Source organism: Streptomyces spiralis (genome assembly GCF_014654675.1).
In the GTDB taxonomy this organism is placed as follows: domain Bacteria; phylum Actinomycetota; class Actinomycetes; order Streptomycetales; family Streptomycetaceae; genus Streptomyces; species Streptomyces spiralis.
On record NZ_BNBC01000034.1, the window covers coordinates 33,623 to 49,430 of the forward strand.

At 72.5% G+C, this 15,808-nt stretch carries 14 protein-coding genes; 6 read left to right on the forward strand and 8 right to left on the reverse strand.

Annotated features, from left to right (window positions below):
* Positions 1–2: 2 nt before the first annotated feature.
* From IE318_RS29525 to IE318_RS29540, 4 genes are all read right to left on the reverse strand, one after another.
* Positions 3–629: a cytochrome b/b6 domain-containing protein gene (locus tag IE318_RS29525; RefSeq protein ID WP_189905250.1), complete on the reverse strand. Its 627-nt coding sequence runs from the start codon at positions 627–629 to the stop codon at positions 3–5.
* On the reverse strand, positions 613–1,338 hold the full coding sequence (locus tag IE318_RS29530) for a molybdopterin-dependent oxidoreductase (RefSeq protein WP_189905251.1): 726 nt from the start codon (positions 1,336–1,338) through the stop codon (positions 613–615). The genes IE318_RS29525 and IE318_RS29530 overlap by 17 nt, the downstream gene beginning before the upstream one ends.
* 126 nt (positions 1,339–1,464) lie before the next feature.
* Positions 1,465–3,012, reverse strand: coding sequence for an APC family permease (locus tag IE318_RS29535; protein WP_189905253.1), 1,548 nt, complete (start codon positions 3,010–3,012; stop codon positions 1,465–1,467).
* Positions 3,013–3,155: 143 nt separating this feature from the next.
* A complete protein-coding gene (locus IE318_RS29540; protein ID WP_189905255.1) occupies positions 3,156–4,106 on the reverse strand; it encodes a hypothetical protein in 951 nt (316 codons plus the stop codon).
* Between the two features lie 490 nt (positions 4,107–4,596).
* Here IE318_RS29540 and IE318_RS29545 point away from each other — a divergent pair, with 490 nt between their 5' ends.
* The 4 genes from IE318_RS29545 to IE318_RS29560 are packed head-to-tail and all read left to right on the forward strand — an operon-like array spanning position 4,597 to position 6,857.
* Positions 4,597–5,490, forward strand: coding sequence for a DMT family transporter (locus IE318_RS29545; RefSeq protein WP_037869410.1), 894 nt, complete (start codon positions 4,597–4,599; stop codon positions 5,488–5,490).
* Between the two features lie 39 nt (positions 5,491–5,529).
* On the forward strand, positions 5,530–6,075 hold the full coding sequence (locus tag IE318_RS29550; RefSeq protein ID WP_030179286.1) for an NUDIX hydrolase: 546 nt from the start codon (positions 5,530–5,532) through the stop codon (positions 6,073–6,075).
* Between the two features lie 10 nt (positions 6,076–6,085).
* Positions 6,086–6,478 (forward strand): YidH family protein, encoded by a 393-nt coding sequence (locus IE318_RS29555; protein ID WP_030179288.1) that lies wholly within the window; start codon positions 6,086–6,088, stop codon positions 6,476–6,478.
* A 1-nt stretch (position 6,479) separates the two neighbouring features.
* Entirely contained in the window at positions 6,480–6,857 is a 378-nt protein-coding gene (locus tag IE318_RS29560; RefSeq protein ID WP_189905258.1) for a DUF202 domain-containing protein, read from the forward strand.
* An 89-nt stretch (positions 6,858–6,946) separates the two neighbouring features.
* On the opposite strand, the gene IE318_RS29565 is transcribed toward IE318_RS29560, so the two are convergent.
* The 3 genes from IE318_RS29565 to IE318_RS29575 are packed head-to-tail and all read right to left on the reverse strand — an operon-like array spanning position 6,947 to position 10,003.
* On the reverse strand, positions 6,947–7,540 hold the full coding sequence (locus tag IE318_RS29565; RefSeq protein WP_189905260.1) for a TetR/AcrR family transcriptional regulator: 594 nt from the start codon (positions 7,538–7,540) through the stop codon (positions 6,947–6,949).
* A 28-nt stretch (positions 7,541–7,568) separates the two neighbouring features.
* Positions 7,569–9,242 carry a class I adenylate-forming enzyme family protein gene (locus IE318_RS29570; RefSeq protein ID WP_189905262.1) on the reverse strand — a complete coding sequence of 558 codons (1,674 nt, stop codon included), beginning with the start codon at positions 9,240–9,242 and terminating at the stop codon, positions 7,569–7,571.
* Positions 9,239–10,003, reverse strand: a complete 765-nt coding sequence (locus tag IE318_RS29575) for an SDR family oxidoreductase (protein ID WP_189905264.1) — start codon at positions 10,001–10,003, stop codon at positions 9,239–9,241. The genes IE318_RS29570 and IE318_RS29575 overlap by 4 nt, the downstream gene beginning before the upstream one ends.
* Before the next feature lie 210 nt (positions 10,004–10,213).
* Between IE318_RS29575 and IE318_RS29580 the strand changes: the two genes are divergently transcribed.
* A complete protein-coding gene (locus tag IE318_RS29580) occupies positions 10,214–11,461 on the forward strand; it encodes an exo-beta-N-acetylmuramidase NamZ family protein (protein ID WP_189905266.1) in 1,248 nt (415 codons plus the stop codon).
* A 114-nt stretch (positions 11,462–11,575) separates the two neighbouring features.
* A complete protein-coding gene (locus tag IE318_RS29585) occupies positions 11,576–12,892 on the forward strand; it encodes a serine-threonine protein kinase (RefSeq protein ID WP_189905268.1) in 1,317 nt (438 codons plus the stop codon).
* Between the two features lie 37 nt (positions 12,893–12,929).
* Here the strand turns inward: IE318_RS29585 and IE318_RS29590 are convergent, their stop codons facing one another.
* Positions 12,930–15,725, reverse strand: a complete 2,796-nt coding sequence (locus IE318_RS29590) for a penicillin acylase family protein (protein ID WP_189905270.1) — start codon at positions 15,723–15,725, stop codon at positions 12,930–12,932.
* Positions 15,726–15,808 lie beyond the last annotated feature (83 nt).

Genomic DNA, 15,808 nt, shown 5'->3' on the forward strand with positions numbered 1-15,808 from the left:
CTTCATCCCTTCCACAGCGGGTGCTCGCTGTCCGCCCACTCCCTGCGCACCAGCCCGGTGCGCAGGCCCCGGCGGGCCTCCGGGTCGCCGAGGGCCATGCCGATGTGGCCGCCCAGGACGATGCCGATGGTCAGGGCCAGCCAGTCGTGGACGAAGGTGGCGCTGGTGCGCCACTGCAGCGGGGTCAGGTGGGTGAACCACATCAGCAGGCCCGTGCCGAGCATGACCAGGGTGGCCCCGGCGATCCAGGCGGCGTAGATCTTCTGGCCGGCGTTGAACTTGCCGGCCGGCCGCTCGGAGGGGCGCCGGTCGCGGCGCAGGGCGGCGCGCAGCCAGACCTTGTCGTGCGGGCCGAAGCGGTTGAGGAAGCGCAGGTCGGCGCGGAAGGCGCGGGAGGCCAGGCCCAGCAGGACCGGCACCGGCAGCGCGAGGCCGGCCCACTCGTGGAGGCGGACGACGAGTTCACGGCGGCCGACGAGCACGGCGAGCTGGGGGATGTAGAGCCAGGCCGCGGTGACCACGCACACACCCATCAGCGTGGCCGTGGTGCGGTGCACCCACCGTTCGGCGCGGGTGAAGCGGCGGATGTGGGTGCCGGGCGGGGCGGGGGTCTCAGCTCGTAGGGACATCGCCGCGTCCGTTCGAGCGGCCGACCCAGGCGTCGACGTCGTAGCCCCGCTCCTCCCAGTAGCCGGGCTCGACCGCGTCGGTGACGGTGATGCCGGAGAGCCACTTGGCGGACTTGTAGAAGTACATGGGAGCGACATAGAGGCGGACCGGGCCGCCGTGGTCGTGGCCGATGTCCTTGTCCTGCATGCGCAGGGCCACCAGGACGTCGGCGCGGCGGGCCTGGGCGAGGGTCAGGCTCTCGGTGTAGGTGCCGTCGAAGCAGGTGAAGCGCACCGCCTTCGCCGTGGAGCGGACCCCGGCGGCGTCCAGCAGGCGGGAGAGGCGGACGCCCTCGAAGGGCGTGCCGGGCACCCGCCAGCCGGTGACGCACTGGACGTCGCGGACCAGGCGGGTCTGGGGCAGGGCTCTGAGCTCGGGCAGCGTGTACGACGTCGGGTGGTCGACCAGGCCGTCGACGGTCAGGCGGTAGTCGGTGGCGTCCTTGTGCGGGACGGAGGCGGCGACCGAGTAGTAGCGGAAGCCGCCGCCGTTGGGCAGCAGGCCGGTCAGACCGGTGGGGTCCTTGCCGGAGGCGGCGCCGAGGACGCCCTCCAGTCCGCGCTGCAGGGTGGGCGCCGCGGCAACGCCGAGGGCGCCCAGGGCGAGGGTGCCGAGGAAGACGCGGCGGCCGACGGGGCGGCCCTCCGCCTCGGACGGTTCGGGGTTCACCCCTACATTCGAGCACCCGTGCCGCGTACGGGCCAGGGATCGCGGGTGCCCGTCAGACTTCCGTCATCGTTTCCCGCGCTGTGCCGCCGTGGCGCTGCAAGGCCGTGGCGCCACGGCGGCGTGGCGCTACGACGCCGACTCGGCCGCCTTCTCCAGCTGGAACGCCTCGTTGCCGAGCCCGATCCCGGCGTGGGCCTCGGGGCGGCGGACGCGCAGGACGGCGCCCTGCACCAGGCCGACCACGGCGGCGAGGCCGATGATGCCGGGCAGGACCCAGCTCAGCGCCGAGTCCGGGCCGGTGCCGACCAGGACGTCGAAGTCCTTGACCGTGTAGAAGGCGATCACCAGCAGGGCGATTCCGGCCAGCGCGGAGGTGACCAGCCGCCAGGCCTGCGCGCCCGCCGCGCCGCGCCGGGCGAAGAAGACGATCACCGACAGGGAGGCCGCCGCCATCAGCAGGATCACGCCGAGCGCGCCGATGTTGCCGCCCCAGGTGAACAGGCGCAGCACGGGGGCGGTCGGGTCACCGGTCGGCTTGCCGTCGGTGACCGCGAACGCGACCACCACGACCAGCGAGAAGACGGTCTGCGAGAGCGAGCCGATGGCGGGGGCGCCGCTGGCGCTCGAGGTCCGGCCGAACGCCGCGGGCATCAGTCCCTCACGGCCCATGGCGAAGGCGTACCGGGCGACGACGTTGTGGAAGCTGAGCATGGCCGCGAACATGCCGGTCACGAACAGGACGTGCAGTACGTCCGTGAAGGTGCCGCCGAGCCGTGACTCGGTGAGCGAGAACAGCAGCCCCGCGCTCTCCTTCTGCGAGGTGCCGACGATCGCCGACGGGCCGGTGGCCACGGTGAGCGCCCAGCTGCTGATCGCGAAGAAGACGGCCACGCCGGCCACCGCGAGGAACATCACGCGTGGCACCAGGACGTGCGGGCGGCTGGTCTCCTCGGCGTACACGGGGGCCTGTTCGAAGCCGAGGAAGGCGGCGATGCAGAAGCACAGCGCGGTGCCGATGCCGGCGCCGCTGAGGGTGTCCGGGTTGAAGGCGTGCAGCGACAGGCCCTCCTTGGCGGGGTCGCCGATCGCGGCGGCGTCGAAGATCACGACGAGGACGACCTCGATCACCAGCAGCACGCCGAGCACGCGCGCGTTGACGTCGATCTTCAGCCAGCCGAGCGCGCCGACGACGGCGACGGCCGCGAGGGCCGGTATCCACCAGGCGAGGGTGACGTCGGCGTAGGTGGCGAACAGGTTGGAGACCTCGAAGCCGAAGATGCCGTAGATGCCCGCCTGGAGGGCGTTGTAGGCGACGAGGGCGACGAGCGCGGCGCTCGCGCCGGCCGTGCCGCCCAGGCCCCGCGAGATGTAGGCGTAGAAGGCGCCCGCGTTGTGGACGTGGCGGCTCATCTCGGCGTAGCCGAGGCTGAAGAGGACCAGCACCACGCCGAGGATCACGAAGAGCAGCGGCTGGCCGACGATGCCCATCACCGCGAATGTGGTGGGCATGACACCGGCGACCACCATGAGCGGGGCGGTCGCGGCCAGGACGGAGAGCAGCAGGCCCCCCGTGCCGAGGCGGTCGGCGCGCAGCGCGCGCTCCTGCCCCTTGAAGGTGCTGATGCCGCCGCCGTCGGCGGTGGGTCTGCTCGTGCTCGAACTGCCCGTCGTCATCGGGGGATCGTCCTTTCGGCCTCGGGATCTCGACTCGCGCTTCGGTCGTACTGCGTCGTGCGTACTGCGTCGTGCGTGCGGGGTGCGGGCTTGCGGCTTGCGGGCTTACGACTTGCAGGCTTGCGGCTTGCGGGTCCGGCGGGTCACACGGCGCCGAGCGCACTGGCGCGGGCGGTGCGGAACGCGACGACCGGGTCCCGCTCGGGGTACGACCACGGGGCGGAGGTGGCGTGGTCCCCGATCCGGTGGAACAGGGCGGCGGCCTCGGCGCCCCGGCCCTCGCAGTACTTGGCGTGGGCGAGGTAGTTCAGGTCGACCATCCGCCGCGGGTGCCCCTCCTGCCCCCACTCCAGCCACCAGTCGAAGGCCGTCTTCATCACCTGCCGGGCCCGCCGGCCGGCCCAGTGCCCGGAGGAGCCCGGGTCGGGCGGCGCCTGGCCGCCGGCGGCCAGGGCGCGGTAGCGCTCGGCGTGCGCGACCACGGGCAGGATGGCCAGCGGCGAGTCGGCGGGTGCCTGTTCGGCGGCCCAGTTGGCGAAGTCGTAGACCTCGTGCAGCGGGTCCGGGCCCGCGGCCGCGTGGCGCTCGGCGAGCGCCGCCACCATCACATGGTGGGCGTGGTGGTGGTCGGGGTGGCGCAGGCGCACCTCGTCGAAGAGGCGGACCACGTCCTCCTCGGCGCCCAGGCTGCGCTCCAGCAGGAGCAGACCGAGCCACGGAGTGGGGTCGGCGGGCGCGAGCGCGCTCGCCGCCCGGCAGGCCTCGCGGGCCCGCTCGGGTCTCTCCCTGCCGCGCAGGGCGCTCTGGACCAGACACAGGCCGAGCAGCACGGAGGCGTCCGCGGACTCGGGTTCGGCGAGCAGCCAGTCGCGGACCCAGGGGCCGGCGTGCGGTTCCTGGGCGAGAACGGTGACGCGGTGGCCGCGGCGGTCCCAGTCGTCACCGGTGCGGACGAGCAGCGAGCGGACCGCCTGCCACCGGCCCTGTGCCAAGGCCGCGCGGGCGCCGACGAGTTCCGTGTCGTCGAGAGCGGCGTCGAAGACCTGGGCCGCACGCTTGCGGCCGCGGCCGAGGGGAGGCGGGGGTGGGGACACCGCGGGACTTCCTCACGCGCTCTTTATCTGTGCTGTGTTCAGACTGGGCTCATGTCGCTGCGGCGCCGTGGCCGTGTGGTGCGGTCGGCCCTGTTGCCCCGGCCGTCGGCTCGCCATCGACTGATCACGGAAAGCAAACCCTCAGCCCCTGCTCGGAGTCAAGGGCGATCGGCGTGTTACACGCGTCAACTGGACTAGTCCATGCGGCACTTGTGACGGAAACCGACACCCGCGCCGTCCGGGCGGCCGCACGATCCGTCGCGGGGTCAGGTCCCGGGCCCCGCCTCACCCGTGTGGCCCACGCCATGGCGCGGGTCCGGGACGCGTCCCACCATGGCCGTACGGCCGTGCCGTCGCCCCGGCGCCGCGGGCTCCCCTGGCCGGGCCGACTGCCCGGATCCGGGTCCGCGCGGCGGCGGGCCGCGCCACGGGACGCTACAGTCGGCCACTACGCACCCCGTGGCCCGACCGGATGATCGAGGTACGCAGCGTGTCGGTTCTGGTTCTGATTCTCGCCGTGAGCGCCGCCTGCTGCCTGGGCTTCGGATTCGTGCTCCAGCAGAACGCGGCCCAGCGGGCGCCGCTCAGCGACTTCCTCTCCCCGCGGCTGCTGCTGGACCTGGTGAAGGTCCCCCGCTGGCTCGGCGGTCTCGGACTGATGATCGTCGGCATGGTGCTGGGCGCGATAGCGCTGGGCCGGGGCGAGATCTCGCTGGTGGAACCGCTGCTGGCGACGAACCTGCTGTTCGCGCTCGCGCTGTCCCGCAGACAGACCCGGCAGCCGCTGGGCCGGCAGGGCTGGTGCGGACTCGTGCTGCTGGCCGGCGGTGTGACGGCGTTCATCCTCGGGGGCCAGCCACGCGCGGGCAGCGCGGTCACCGACCCGCTGCGCCACTGGCTGATCATCGGGATCGTGGTGGGCCTGGCCCTGCTGCTGACCACCTTCGCCAAGCGCTCCCGGCTCAGCTGGGGGCCGGTGCTGCTGGCGGTGGCCGCCGGGCTGCTGTACGGCGTGCAGGACGCGCTGACCCGGGTGAGCGGACAGCGCTTCTCGGCGGGCGGCTGGACGGGGCTGCTGACCGGCTGGCAGCCGTACGGCCTGCTGGTCATCGGCATCCTCGGACTGATCCTGGTGCAGAGCGCCTTCGAGACGGCGCCGCTGCGCATGTCGCTGCCCGCGCTCACCGCCGCCGAGCCCCTGGCCGGGATCGCCTGCGGTGTGGGCTTCCTCGGCGACCGGCTGCGCACCGACGTCGGCGCGCTGACCTGGGAGGCGGCCGGCCTGGCCGCGATCGTCACGGGCATCGTCCTCCTCGGCCTGCACCCGGCCATGCCCTGCGGCCCGGCGGTGCGCACCGAGCAGCGCGACCTCCAGCACCGCTGACCTTCGGCCGTTCGCGGCGGCCGCTGCTTGGATGTCGGTATGAACCCTGCGGAAAACACTCCGGAAAGCCCTGCGGACGAGATTCTCGACATCGTCGACGTCGACGACCGGGTCGTGGGACAGCTCCCGCGCGGCGAGGTCTACCGCAGGGGGCTTCGCCACCGCTGCGTCTTCGTGCAGGCCCGGGACGCCGACGGCCGGCTCTTCGTGCACCGCCGCACCGCGACCAAGCTGGTCTTCCCCTCCCTCTACGACATGTTCGTCGGCGGGGTCGTCGGAGCCGGCGAGAGCTACGACGACGCGGCCCTGCGCGAGGCCGAGGAGGAACTGGGGGTGACGGGGCTGCCCCGTCCGGAGTATCTGTTCAAGTTCCTGTACGACGACGGTGCCGGCCTCAGCTGGTGGTCGGCGGTGTACGAGGTCCGCTGCGAGCTGCCGGTGCGGCCGCAGGCCGAGGAGGTCGCCTGGCACGACTTCCTGCCGGAGGGCGAGGTGGAGCGCAGGCTGGGCGAGTGGGAGTGGGTGCCGGACGGTCTCGCGGCCTACGAACGGCTGCGCGCCTACCGGTCCGCCCCGGCCGAGTAGGGTCCCTCGCGTGATCGAATTCGTACGGAACGCCCGCCTGTGGTTCGCCCCCGAGGAGGTCAGGCAGGACGGCAGCACCCCCGACTACCGCTTCTCGCTGGCCAACGAGCGCACGTTCCTGGCCTGGCTGCGCACCGCCCTCGCACTGATCGGCGGCGGTTTCGCGGTGGACCAGTTCCTGCCGGACCTGCGCTGGGGCTGGCGCATCGGGCTCGCGCTCGCGCTGCTGGCCGTGGGCGTGCTGTGCTCGCTGCGCGCGATCAACCACTGGGTGCGCTGCGAGCGGGCCATGCGGCGCGGCGAGGATCTGCCCACGTCCCGGTTCCCGGCGCTGCTGAGCCTGGTCGTCGCGTTCGTGGCCGTGGCCATGGTCGTGGTGGTCCTCGCCGGCTGGGCGGGCTGAGATGGGCGCGACGAGCGGTGTGGCGGGGGCGGGCGGGGACGGAGCCGGCGGCGACGGCGCGGGCGCGGCGGCAGCCGTGCGGGACCCCGGCCTGCAGCCGGAGCGGACGCGACTCGCCTGGCGTCGTACGACGCTGTCCAGCACCGTGGCGGCCGTACTGGCCGTGAAGGCGGCCCTGCACGGCGGCGTGTCGACCGCCGGTGCCGTCGTCTGCGGCCTGTGCTGTGCGCTCTGGCTGGGCTTCCTGCTGGTCGCCCAGTTCCGCATCCACTGCCTGGCGCGGACGGTCACCCCGCCGGCCCTGGCCCCGCGGCTCGCCACGGCGGCGGTGCTGTGCACGGCCGGCGTGGCGGTGTGCGCGGTGGCCCTGGTCGTCTAGGGGGCGTCTCGTCTAGGGGGCGTCTCGTCGATCAGGCCGGCATGATCGACGAGACATCCCCTACGACTCGTTGCGAAAAACCCGCGGTCTCACGGACGGAGAGCCCGCAGCAGCAGGTCGGCCAGGTGGTCGGCGACCTCCTGGGGGGTGAGCGGGCCGTCGGGGCGGTACCAGGTGGACAGGTGGTGGACGGAGCCGAAGTGGTAGTCGACCACCAGGTCGGCGGGCGTGGCCCTGGAGAAGACGCCCTGTTCCTGGCCCTCCTCGATGAGCGCGCGGAAGCGCTCGTGGTAGCGCCGGCGCTCGGAGCGCACCTGCTTGTTCTTCTCCGGGCTGAGGTGGTGCATGGACCGGAAGAAGATCATCGCGTCGTCGAGGTTCTCGATGGTCGTCACCACGACGTCCGCCGCCGCTTCCCGCAGCCGCTTCTCCACGGGGGCGTCCATGCCCGCGAAGTGGTCCAGGCGCTCCTGCTGGACGCGCAGCACGCGCGCGTACACCTCGTGCAGGAGGTCGTCCTTGGAGCCGAAGTAGTGGTAGAGCGCCCCCTTGGTGACGCCGGCCGCCTCCACGATCTCCTGGACCGAGGTGCGGTCGTAGCCCTGCTCGGCGAAGAGCCGGGTGGCGGCCGCCAGGAGCCGCTGCGGCACAGGAGTCCCGGCTGAGTCCGTCGTCCTGGGCACTGCCGCCACCTGCCTTTCTGTTCTGCTGCTAGTCGTCGTCGGTACGGGAACGCAGCTCCCGACGGAGGATCTTCCCACTCGCCGTTTTCGGCAAGTCGGGCAGTACCTCCACCTGACGCGGGTATTTGTAGGCGGCCAGTCTCTCCTTGCAGTACACCGCGAGTTCATCCGGGTCCGCCGTGGCGCCCGGACGCAGGCTGATGTAGGCCTTCACGGTCTCCCCGCGGTAGCCGTCGGGCACCCCGACGACGGCCGCCTCGCGCACCGCCGGATGGGTGTAGAGCACGTCCTCGACCTCGCGCGGCCACACCTTGAAGCCGGAGGCGTTGATCATGTCCTTCTTGCGGTCGACGACGTACAGCCAGCCCTGCTCGTCCATGAACCCGATGTCACCGGTGCGCAGCTCGCCGCCGGGGAAGGTCTCGGCGGTGGCGTCCGGGCGCCGCCAGTAGCCGGGCACGACCTGCGGCCCGCTGACGACGATCTCGCCCGGCTCACCGAAGGGCATCTCCCGCCCCTCGTCGTCGACGATCCGTACCACGGTGTCGGGGCCCGGCACACCGACCGCGAGCGTCCCGGAGACCGGGTCGACGGGGGCCTCCCGGCCCGGCGGCACGGAGGCGCAGGGGGCGGTGCACTCGGTGAGGCCGTAGCCGTTGCGGATGTACGGCCCGAAGCCGGCCCGGAACTTCTCCACCAGCGCGGGCGGCAGGGGCGCGCCGCCGGAGGAGATGACCTCGAAGGAGGAGAAGTGGTCCGGGGCGACGGCCGGGTGGGCGGCCAGCGCCATGAAGGCGGTGGAGGGGCCGACCGTGTAGTGCGGCCGGTGCTCGGCGAAGGCGTCGAGGACCACGCCCGCCTCGAAGCGGTACGCGAGCACCAGCGTGCCCGCGCTGTTCAGGCAGGCGCCGAACTGGCAGACCATGCCGGTGATGTGGAACAGCGGCGCCAGCGCGAAGTAGACCGGTGCCTCGGGCAGGCCCAGGCCGGTGCGCTGCCGTTCGGCGTTGTACATGATGTTGGCGTGTGTGTTGGTGGCGCCCTTGGGGGTGCCGCTGGTGCCGGAGGTGTAGCTGATCAGCGCGACGTCGGCGGGCGCGGGGTCGCGGTCCTCGGGCGCCCGGTGGCCGGCGCGGGCGACGGTCACCAGGTCGTCGGCGTCCGACGCCTGCGGAAGCCGTTCGAAGGTGAGCACGCGCGCGTCGTCGCGGGTCTGGAAGTCCAGCTCGCAGCCGGTGAGCACGATCCGCACCGGGGAGTCGGCGGCCGTGTCGCGCAGATACGACTCCCAGGCCCGGTCGGAGCAGATCAGCGCGGCCACCTCGCCGTCCTTCAGGACGTGGGCGACCTCGGCCGACTTGTACATCGGGTTGACCGGGACGACGGTGGCGCCCGCCTTCCAGGCGCCGAGGACGGCGAGCACGAAGTGCGGGGAGTTCTGGAGCAGGACCGCCACCCGGTCGCCCGGCCGAAGGCCGCGCGCGACGAGGTGGCCGGCCACCGAGTCGCTGAGCTCGTCCACCTCGCGGTAACCGAGGCGGGCGTCGAAGTAGGCGAGGAAGGTGCGGTCCGGTGCCTGGGCGGCCGACCGGCGCAGGGCGTGCACGAGCGAGTCGGCGGGGTCGACCGGGGCGCGCTGGGCCTCGTCGAGCAGGTGCAGCCAGGGCTTGGCCGCGTAGCGGGAGGCACTCGTGCCGGTCATCGGGTCTCCTCCCACCTCTGCTGGATGCGGTTCATGTTCGTCAGCCAGCGGTCGGGGTCGGCGGCGCGAGCCTCGTAGAAGCCGGCGACCTCGGGGTGCGGCAGGATCAGGAAGCGGTCCTCCTCGATGCCCTTGAACAGGGCGTCGGCCACGTCCTCCGCCTCGATGGCGGTCGGCTGGAGCACCAGGTCGCCGGCGCTGCCGGTGGCGGCCAGCATGTCGGTGCGCACGCCCTGCGGGCAGATCGCGTGGACCTTGATCCCGCGGTGCCGGTACGTCAGCGACAGCCACTCGGCGAAGGCGTAGGCGCCGTGCTTGGTGACGCTGTAGGGGGCGGCGCCGATCATGGTGAGCAGCCCGGCGGCGGAGACGGTGGCGACGAACCGGCCGCTGCCGCGTTCCAGCCAGGCCGGGAGCAGTGCCTCGGCGGCGCGGACGTGGGCCATGACGTTGACGTCCCAGGCGCGCGCCCAGACGTCCTCGCCGGAGGCCTCGGAACCGCCGGAGGCGACGCCGGCGTTGGCGCAGTAGACGTCGACCGTCCCGCCGAGCGCGTCGCGGGCGTCGGTGATGATCGTGGAGGCGTCGCCCGGCAGCGCGATGCCGCCGATCTCCTCGGCCACGGCTTCGGCCCGCGCGGCGTCGAGGTCGTTGACGACGACTCTCGCGCCCTCGGCGGCGAACCGGCGGGCCAGCGCGGCCCCGATGCCCCCTCCGGCCCCGGTGACGACCACTCCCGCACCCTGAACGGCTTGCACCATCGGTCTCCTTCGACACGGCTGCGACGCATCGGCGCATCGGCTCTGCCGCGCCACACTAACCGGTCGGTATGTGCCAGGGAAGAGGCGACTCGCAACCGGCTCCTCCAGTGGTGTGGACCATAGACGGTGCCGACGGTTCGTTCCCTGCCGCCCGGGGCGCGCGCTAGCGTGCGTGACCATGACACGTGCAGCGATCACGGAGGTCACCGCATGAAGCTGTCCAGGCGGAGTCTGCTCGCCACCACCGCCGCCGTCGCGGCCTCGGCCGTCCCGGCCGCACAGGCCCAGGCCGCCCCGCAGGGCCGGGGCCGGCCGCTGAGCACCGGCTTCGAGCGGCTCGCGGCGGGCGGCTACGCACAGCTCGCCGGGCAGCGGGTCGGCATCGTCACCAACCCGACCGGCATCACCCGGGACGTGCGCCACATCGTGGACGTCATGCACGCCGACAGCCGGGTGAACCTGGTCGCCGTCTTCGGCCCGGAGCACGGCTTCCGCGGCACCGCGCAGGCGGGCGGCTCCGAGGGCCGCTACGACGACCCGGCCACCGGTCTGCCGGTGTACGACACGTACCTGAAGAGCGGGCAGCCGCTCGCGGACGTCTTCACCGCCTCCGGCGTGGACACGGTCGTCTTCGACATCCAGGACGCGGGCGCCCGCTTCTACACGTACATCTGGACGCTCTACGACTGCATGGAGGCCGCCGCACTGGCCGGGAAGCGGTTCGTGGTGCTCGACCGGCCCAACCCGGTGACCGGGCGGGAGGCGCTGGGCCCCGTGCTGCACAAGGAGTTCGCGACCTTCGTGGGGCGGCAGCCCATCTCCCAGGCGCACGGCATGACGGTCGCGGAGCTGGCGCGGCTGTTCAACGGCGAGTTCCTGGCCACGCCGGTGCCGCTGGAGACCGTCCTGATGACCGGCTGGGAGAGGTCGGAGTTCTACGACGCCTCCGGGCTGCCCTGGGTACCGCCGAGTCCGAACATGCCCACCCCGGACACCGCCCTCGTGTACTCCGGGACCTGTCTGTTCGAGGGCACCAACCTGTCGGAGGGCCGCGGCACCACCCGCCCCTTCGAACTGCTCGGCGCGGAGGGCGTCGACGGGCGCTGGGCGGACGCGGCGAACGCGCTCGGGCTGCCGGGCGTGCGCTTCCGGGAGGCCTACTTCGCGCCCACCTTCTCCAAGTTCCAGGGCAAGACGGTCGGCGGGGTGCAGATCCACGTCCACGACCGGGCCGCCTACGACCCCGTACGGACCGGGATCGCACTGCTGGTGACCGCCAAGCAGGTCTGGGACGGCTTCGCCTGGCGCTCGGACAACTGGATCGACAAGCTCACCGGCTCCACCCAGGTCCGCACGATGATCGACGCCGGGGCGGACACCGACGAGGTGGTCGCCGGCTGGCGGGACGAACTGGCCGCGTTCCGCAGGGTACGCGCGGAGTATCTCCTCTACCGATGAACCGGGAGGCGATTGCCGTCCCCGGATGAGCCGTGACGTATGGCCAACTCCCCCTGTTGGCAGGACGATGCACCACACATCGCACCGCTTCGGGGGACGAGGGGGTCGGCAGCCATGGCGGATCCGGGGATGAGCGTGGCTCCCTACTGGGAGCTCACCTTCGACGCGGACGGGGACGTGGACGGCCCCGAGCGGGACCGGCTGCTCGCCGGGGTCACCGCCCGGGGCGTGCGCGACCTGATCGTCTTCGCGCACGGCTGGAACAACGACCGCTCGGGCGCCACCCGCCTCTACAGTGCCTTCTTCGCCCCCGTCCCGCGGCTCGCGCCGACCGCGCGGATCGGGTACGTGGGCGTGGTGTGGCCGTCGATGCGCTTCAGCGACGAGCCGATCCCCGACTTCCCGCGTCCCACCGCCGCCGAGCCGGTGCCCCGCCCGGCCCTGGACAAGGACACCCGGCACGCGCTCCTGGAGACCTTCCCCGGCCGGGCCACGGTGGTCGACCGGCTCGCGCGGATTCTGAACCAGCATCCGCGCGAAGAGGCGGGGCTGGAGGAGTTCGGACGGCTGGTGCGGCTGCTGGTCGAGGTGGTGCCGCCGGGGCCGCAGGGCCTATTCGCCGCGGACACGGAGGCGGAGGGCGTGCCGCAGAGCGAGCCGGGGATCTTCTCGCGGCCCACGGCGGACGTCTGCGCCGAGTTCGCGCAGGCCCTCGCCCGGCTCGAGGCACCGGAGGGACGGGAGTCCTTCTCGCTGCCGAACCCGTGGGACGGCGCCAAGGAACTGCTGCGGCAGGCGACGTACTACGCGATGAAGCGCCGGGCGGGCACGGTCGGCGAGCGTGGGCTCGGCCCGGCGGTCGGCCGGCTCGCACAGGCGGCGCCGGACCTGCGGATCCATCTGGTCGGGCACAGCTTCGGCGGGCGCCTGGTGTCGTTCGCGCTGCGCGGGCTGCCCGCGGGGGTGCGGGCGGTGAAGTCCGTGACCCTGCTGCAAGGCGCCTTCTCGCACTACGCGTTCGCCGCCCGGCTGCCGGACGACCCGCGCGCGGGCGGGGTGCTGCAGGGCCAGGAGCACCGGATCGACGGTCCGCTGGTGTGCTGCCACTCCAGCTTCGACTCGGCCCTCGGCACGTTCTATCCCCTGGCCTCACGCATGGCGGACGACGACCGGTCGGTGCTGGGCGTCGACGTGGGCGCCGTGCTGGGGGCCAGGTGGGGTGCGATGGGGCACGACGGGGTGCAGGCGGTTCCGGGCACGCGCGCGTGCACCCTCGCCGCCGCCCTGGGTGCGCCGCTGCCGGCGTCCGGGTGCGTGAACGTCGACGCGTCCGACGTGGTCCGGCGCGGCGGGCCGCCGAGCGGCGCGCACAGCGACATCGTGCACCCGGAGCTGGCGCGGCTGGTGCTGGCGGCGGGCCGCGTCCGCTGACCCGCCGCCAGGCCCCGGCCTCAGACCCGGGCGGGCATCACCGGTGTGAGGTGAACTCCACCACCTGCTGATAGGTGGGCCGGTTCTGCCAGCTGATCCGGTAGTGCTTGATGCCGCCCAGGGGACGCTGGGTGATCGAGTCGGCGCACCACTGGTCGCCCGCCGAGCACTGGTCGTCGCCCGGGTAGACCTGGGCCGCCGTCATGCCCGCCGCCTGCTTCAGGGTGCCGAGCAGGACGTCCCGGCAGCCGGTGAGGCTGCCGCCGCCGCAGTACTTCTGTGCGAGCGGTCCCCGAACCGGCTCACCGAGCACCGCCCGGATGTCCTTGTCGACATAGCTCCACCAGCCGTACTGGAAGGAGCTTCCGGCGTGCGCGCCGGTCGGGCCGTGCCCGGCGGACGGGGCCTCGTCGACGGGCAGGTTGCCGGTGAAGGCGGTGTACAGGTCGCTGCCGAGGCCCGGTTCGAACTCGGCCTTCACCAGCAGCGGCCACCAGGCGTCCAGGATCCGGATCGCGTCGGCGTCGGCGTACGTCTTCGAACCCGCCGAGGTCTCGGTGCGCCGGGCGCCCGCGGACACCCAGGCCCGCAGTTTGTTCACCGCCGTCGCGGTCGCCGGGTCGGTGACCTGCGCGCTGTCGATCACCTTCAGCAGCTTCGGCAGCACGTCCTCGGCCCGCAGATCGGCCAGGGCCGCGTCCGCCATGGCCTTGGTGAGCGCGGCTCTCGTCACGCCGCCGGACGCGGCCAGTTTCTTCACCCGGTCCTCCAGCAGGTTGCCCCGGTGCACCGACCCCTCGCCCCAGGGCGCGGCCGTGTAGTCCTCGGCCTGCTTGTTGTTCCAGGAGATGTAGTAGTCCTGGTCGATGGAGTTCGGGTGCCCCGAGGGCGGGGTGTACTCGGCGGTGTTGGTGGCCGGGTCCCAGTTCCGCCACTCGTACGCCGGCCGCGCCCACACCGGGAACTCGGCGTCGACGCCGCTCGCCCGCACCGGGTTGTCGCCGCTGTTGTAGTAGGCGGTGTGCCGTGAGTCGGCGTAGAACCAGTTGAACGTGTAGTTGATGTGCTGCGCGGCCTGCTGGAAGTCCTGCGGGCCCTTGACGAAGCCGGGGTCGTTGAGCATCTGGAAGCCGATGATGGAGTCGGCCTCGTGCAGATAGGAGGAGCGCAGGGTGGTGTAGGCGACCTTCTTGCCGCCGACCGTCGCGCGGTACTGGACCGGGCCGTACTCGGTGCGCCACACGCGCATGGTGTACGAGCCGGCGGCCGTGCCGTCGGCGACGGTGGGCTTCCAGGCATCCTTCTGCTCGACCTGGTCCATGGCCGTGCAGGTGCCGTGGTACAGGTAGTGGTGGTCGTCCTGGCACAGCTCGACGGCGTAGGTGTCGATGATGTCCTGGCCGGAGGTCGTGGCGCTCCACGCGTAGTCCTGGCCGCGGCCGAGCTCGACGTACATGCTCAGGCCCGCGAAGGAGGCGCCCCGGGCGCTGATGCCCGGTCCCTGGATCTCCTGGAGCAGCAGCAACTGGGGCGCGAAGTAGCCGGTCTGCGGGCCGAAGACGGCGACCGGATGGCCGCTGGCGGTGTGCTCGCCGCTGACGACGAGGGCGTTGGACATGCCGCGCCGGGCGGAGGACAGGGTCGTCCTCGCGGCCGTGGTCGAGGCGCTCTTGGCGGCGGAGGTCGCCGCGCTGCCGGCGCGGTCGTAGACGAGAGGCTCCTGGGTCACCGAGCCGGCGTCGGGCAGTGCCTCGCCCTGGGGGCTGTCCGGCTTCGTCGCGTACGGGAAGCTCCGGCCGTCGTGGACGGTGAGGACGGCCTCGGGATCGTTGCGCTCCCGGAAGGACTCCCAGACCCTGGTGCCCTCCTCCACGCCGTACTTGGCCTGGGCGGCCAGCAGGGACAGGGCGTTGTTCACCTCGCCGCCCCCGCCGGAGCCGAACAGGGAGCCGACCACGGAGGCCAGCGCGACCAGGTCGGTGACCTTGAAGTGCTCGATGGTGCCGGCGTTGGTGATGGCGTCCTTGTGGCCGGTCAGGACGTACTCGCCGGGGAAGTAGCGGCCGGAGTCGGAGGCGTCGATGTAGGCGTTGACGCCCGCGAGGTAGGCATTGACGTCGGCGAGGGCCTGCTGCCCGCGCGCACCGTTGCCGGCCACCGCGTTGTCGATCTGCGCCTGGAGGTCGGCCTCGGTGTACGGGGCGTTGCGGTAGAACTGCTGCTCGAGGCCCTGGTTGGCGGGTGCGCCGCCCGCGAACGAGGTCAACTGGCCGCGGCCTACGTGCCGGAAGACGTCCATGAGCCACAGCCGGTCCTCGGCGGCGGCGTACCCGGCGCCGAACTCGGTGCCGTAGCGGGTGGTGCCCGTGATGTGCGGCACACCGGTCTTCTTGTCCCGGACGATGGTGACGTCACCGCGTCCGGCGGGTTTCTCGGTGGAGGCGACCTGGTCGGCGGGGACTCCGAACGAGGCGTCATCGAAAAAGGCGTTCACCTTGTCGTCGGTGAGTGCCGGGTAGCCCTTGGCCAGGTCGGCGTAGGGGCCGAGCTGGTCCTCGGCGTGGCCGGGCTGGGTGCCGAAGGCCTGGTTGAGGAGGATCTGGGCGAGCGTGGCGTTGCCGTTCTCGCCGGGCGGCAGGATGTCCGAGCACCGGCCGCCGCAGTAGTCGTTCGCGGCCGTCGCCGCGGGTCTCGCCTCTGCCGCCACCGCTGGGGAAAACGGTGACAAAAGACCGGTAATGAGGACGCATACGGATGCCGTCTTCAGGAACCCGTGGAATCTGCGGGGAGTTCTCACTGTGTCGAGCGCGAAGTGTGGGGTGCGCCGTGGCATGGCAGCAGCTCCTCCCGACGGGGGTGGGGAGGGACGTTACCGGCGGTATCCCCGAGTTGGAAGATGAGCATGCGTCACTTTTT

Excerpts from the sequence above, each read along its gene's own strand:
- IE318_RS29525 (WP_189905250.1), bottom strand. The coding sequence starts at position 629 with ATGTCCCTACGAGCTGAGACCCCCGCCCCGCCCGGCACCCACATCCGC.
- IE318_RS29535 (WP_189905253.1), bottom strand. The coding sequence starts at position 3,012 with ATGACGACGGGCAGTTCGAGCACGAGCAGACCCACCGCCGACGGCGGC.
- IE318_RS29550 (WP_030179286.1), top strand. The coding sequence starts at position 5,530 with ATGAACCCTGCGGAAAACACTCCGGAAAGCCCTGCGGACGAGATTCTC.
- IE318_RS29560 (WP_189905258.1), top strand. The coding sequence starts at position 6,480 with ATGGGCGCGACGAGCGGTGTGGCGGGGGCGGGCGGGGACGGAGCCGGC.
- IE318_RS29570 (WP_189905262.1), bottom strand. The coding sequence starts at position 9,242 with ATGACCGGCACGAGTGCCTCCCGCTACGCGGCCAAGCCCTGGCTGCAC.
- IE318_RS29575 (WP_189905264.1), bottom strand. The coding sequence starts at position 10,003 with ATGGTGCAAGCCGTTCAGGGTGCGGGAGTGGTCGTCACCGGGGCCGGA.
- IE318_RS29580 (WP_189905266.1), top strand. The coding sequence starts at position 10,214 with ATGAAGCTGTCCAGGCGGAGTCTGCTCGCCACCACCGCCGCCGTCGCG.
- IE318_RS29585 (WP_189905268.1), top strand. The coding sequence starts at position 11,576 with ATGGCGGATCCGGGGATGAGCGTGGCTCCCTACTGGGAGCTCACCTTC.
- IE318_RS29590 (WP_189905270.1), bottom strand. The coding sequence starts at position 15,725 with ATGCCACGGCGCACCCCACACTTCGCGCTCGACACAGTGAGAACTCCC.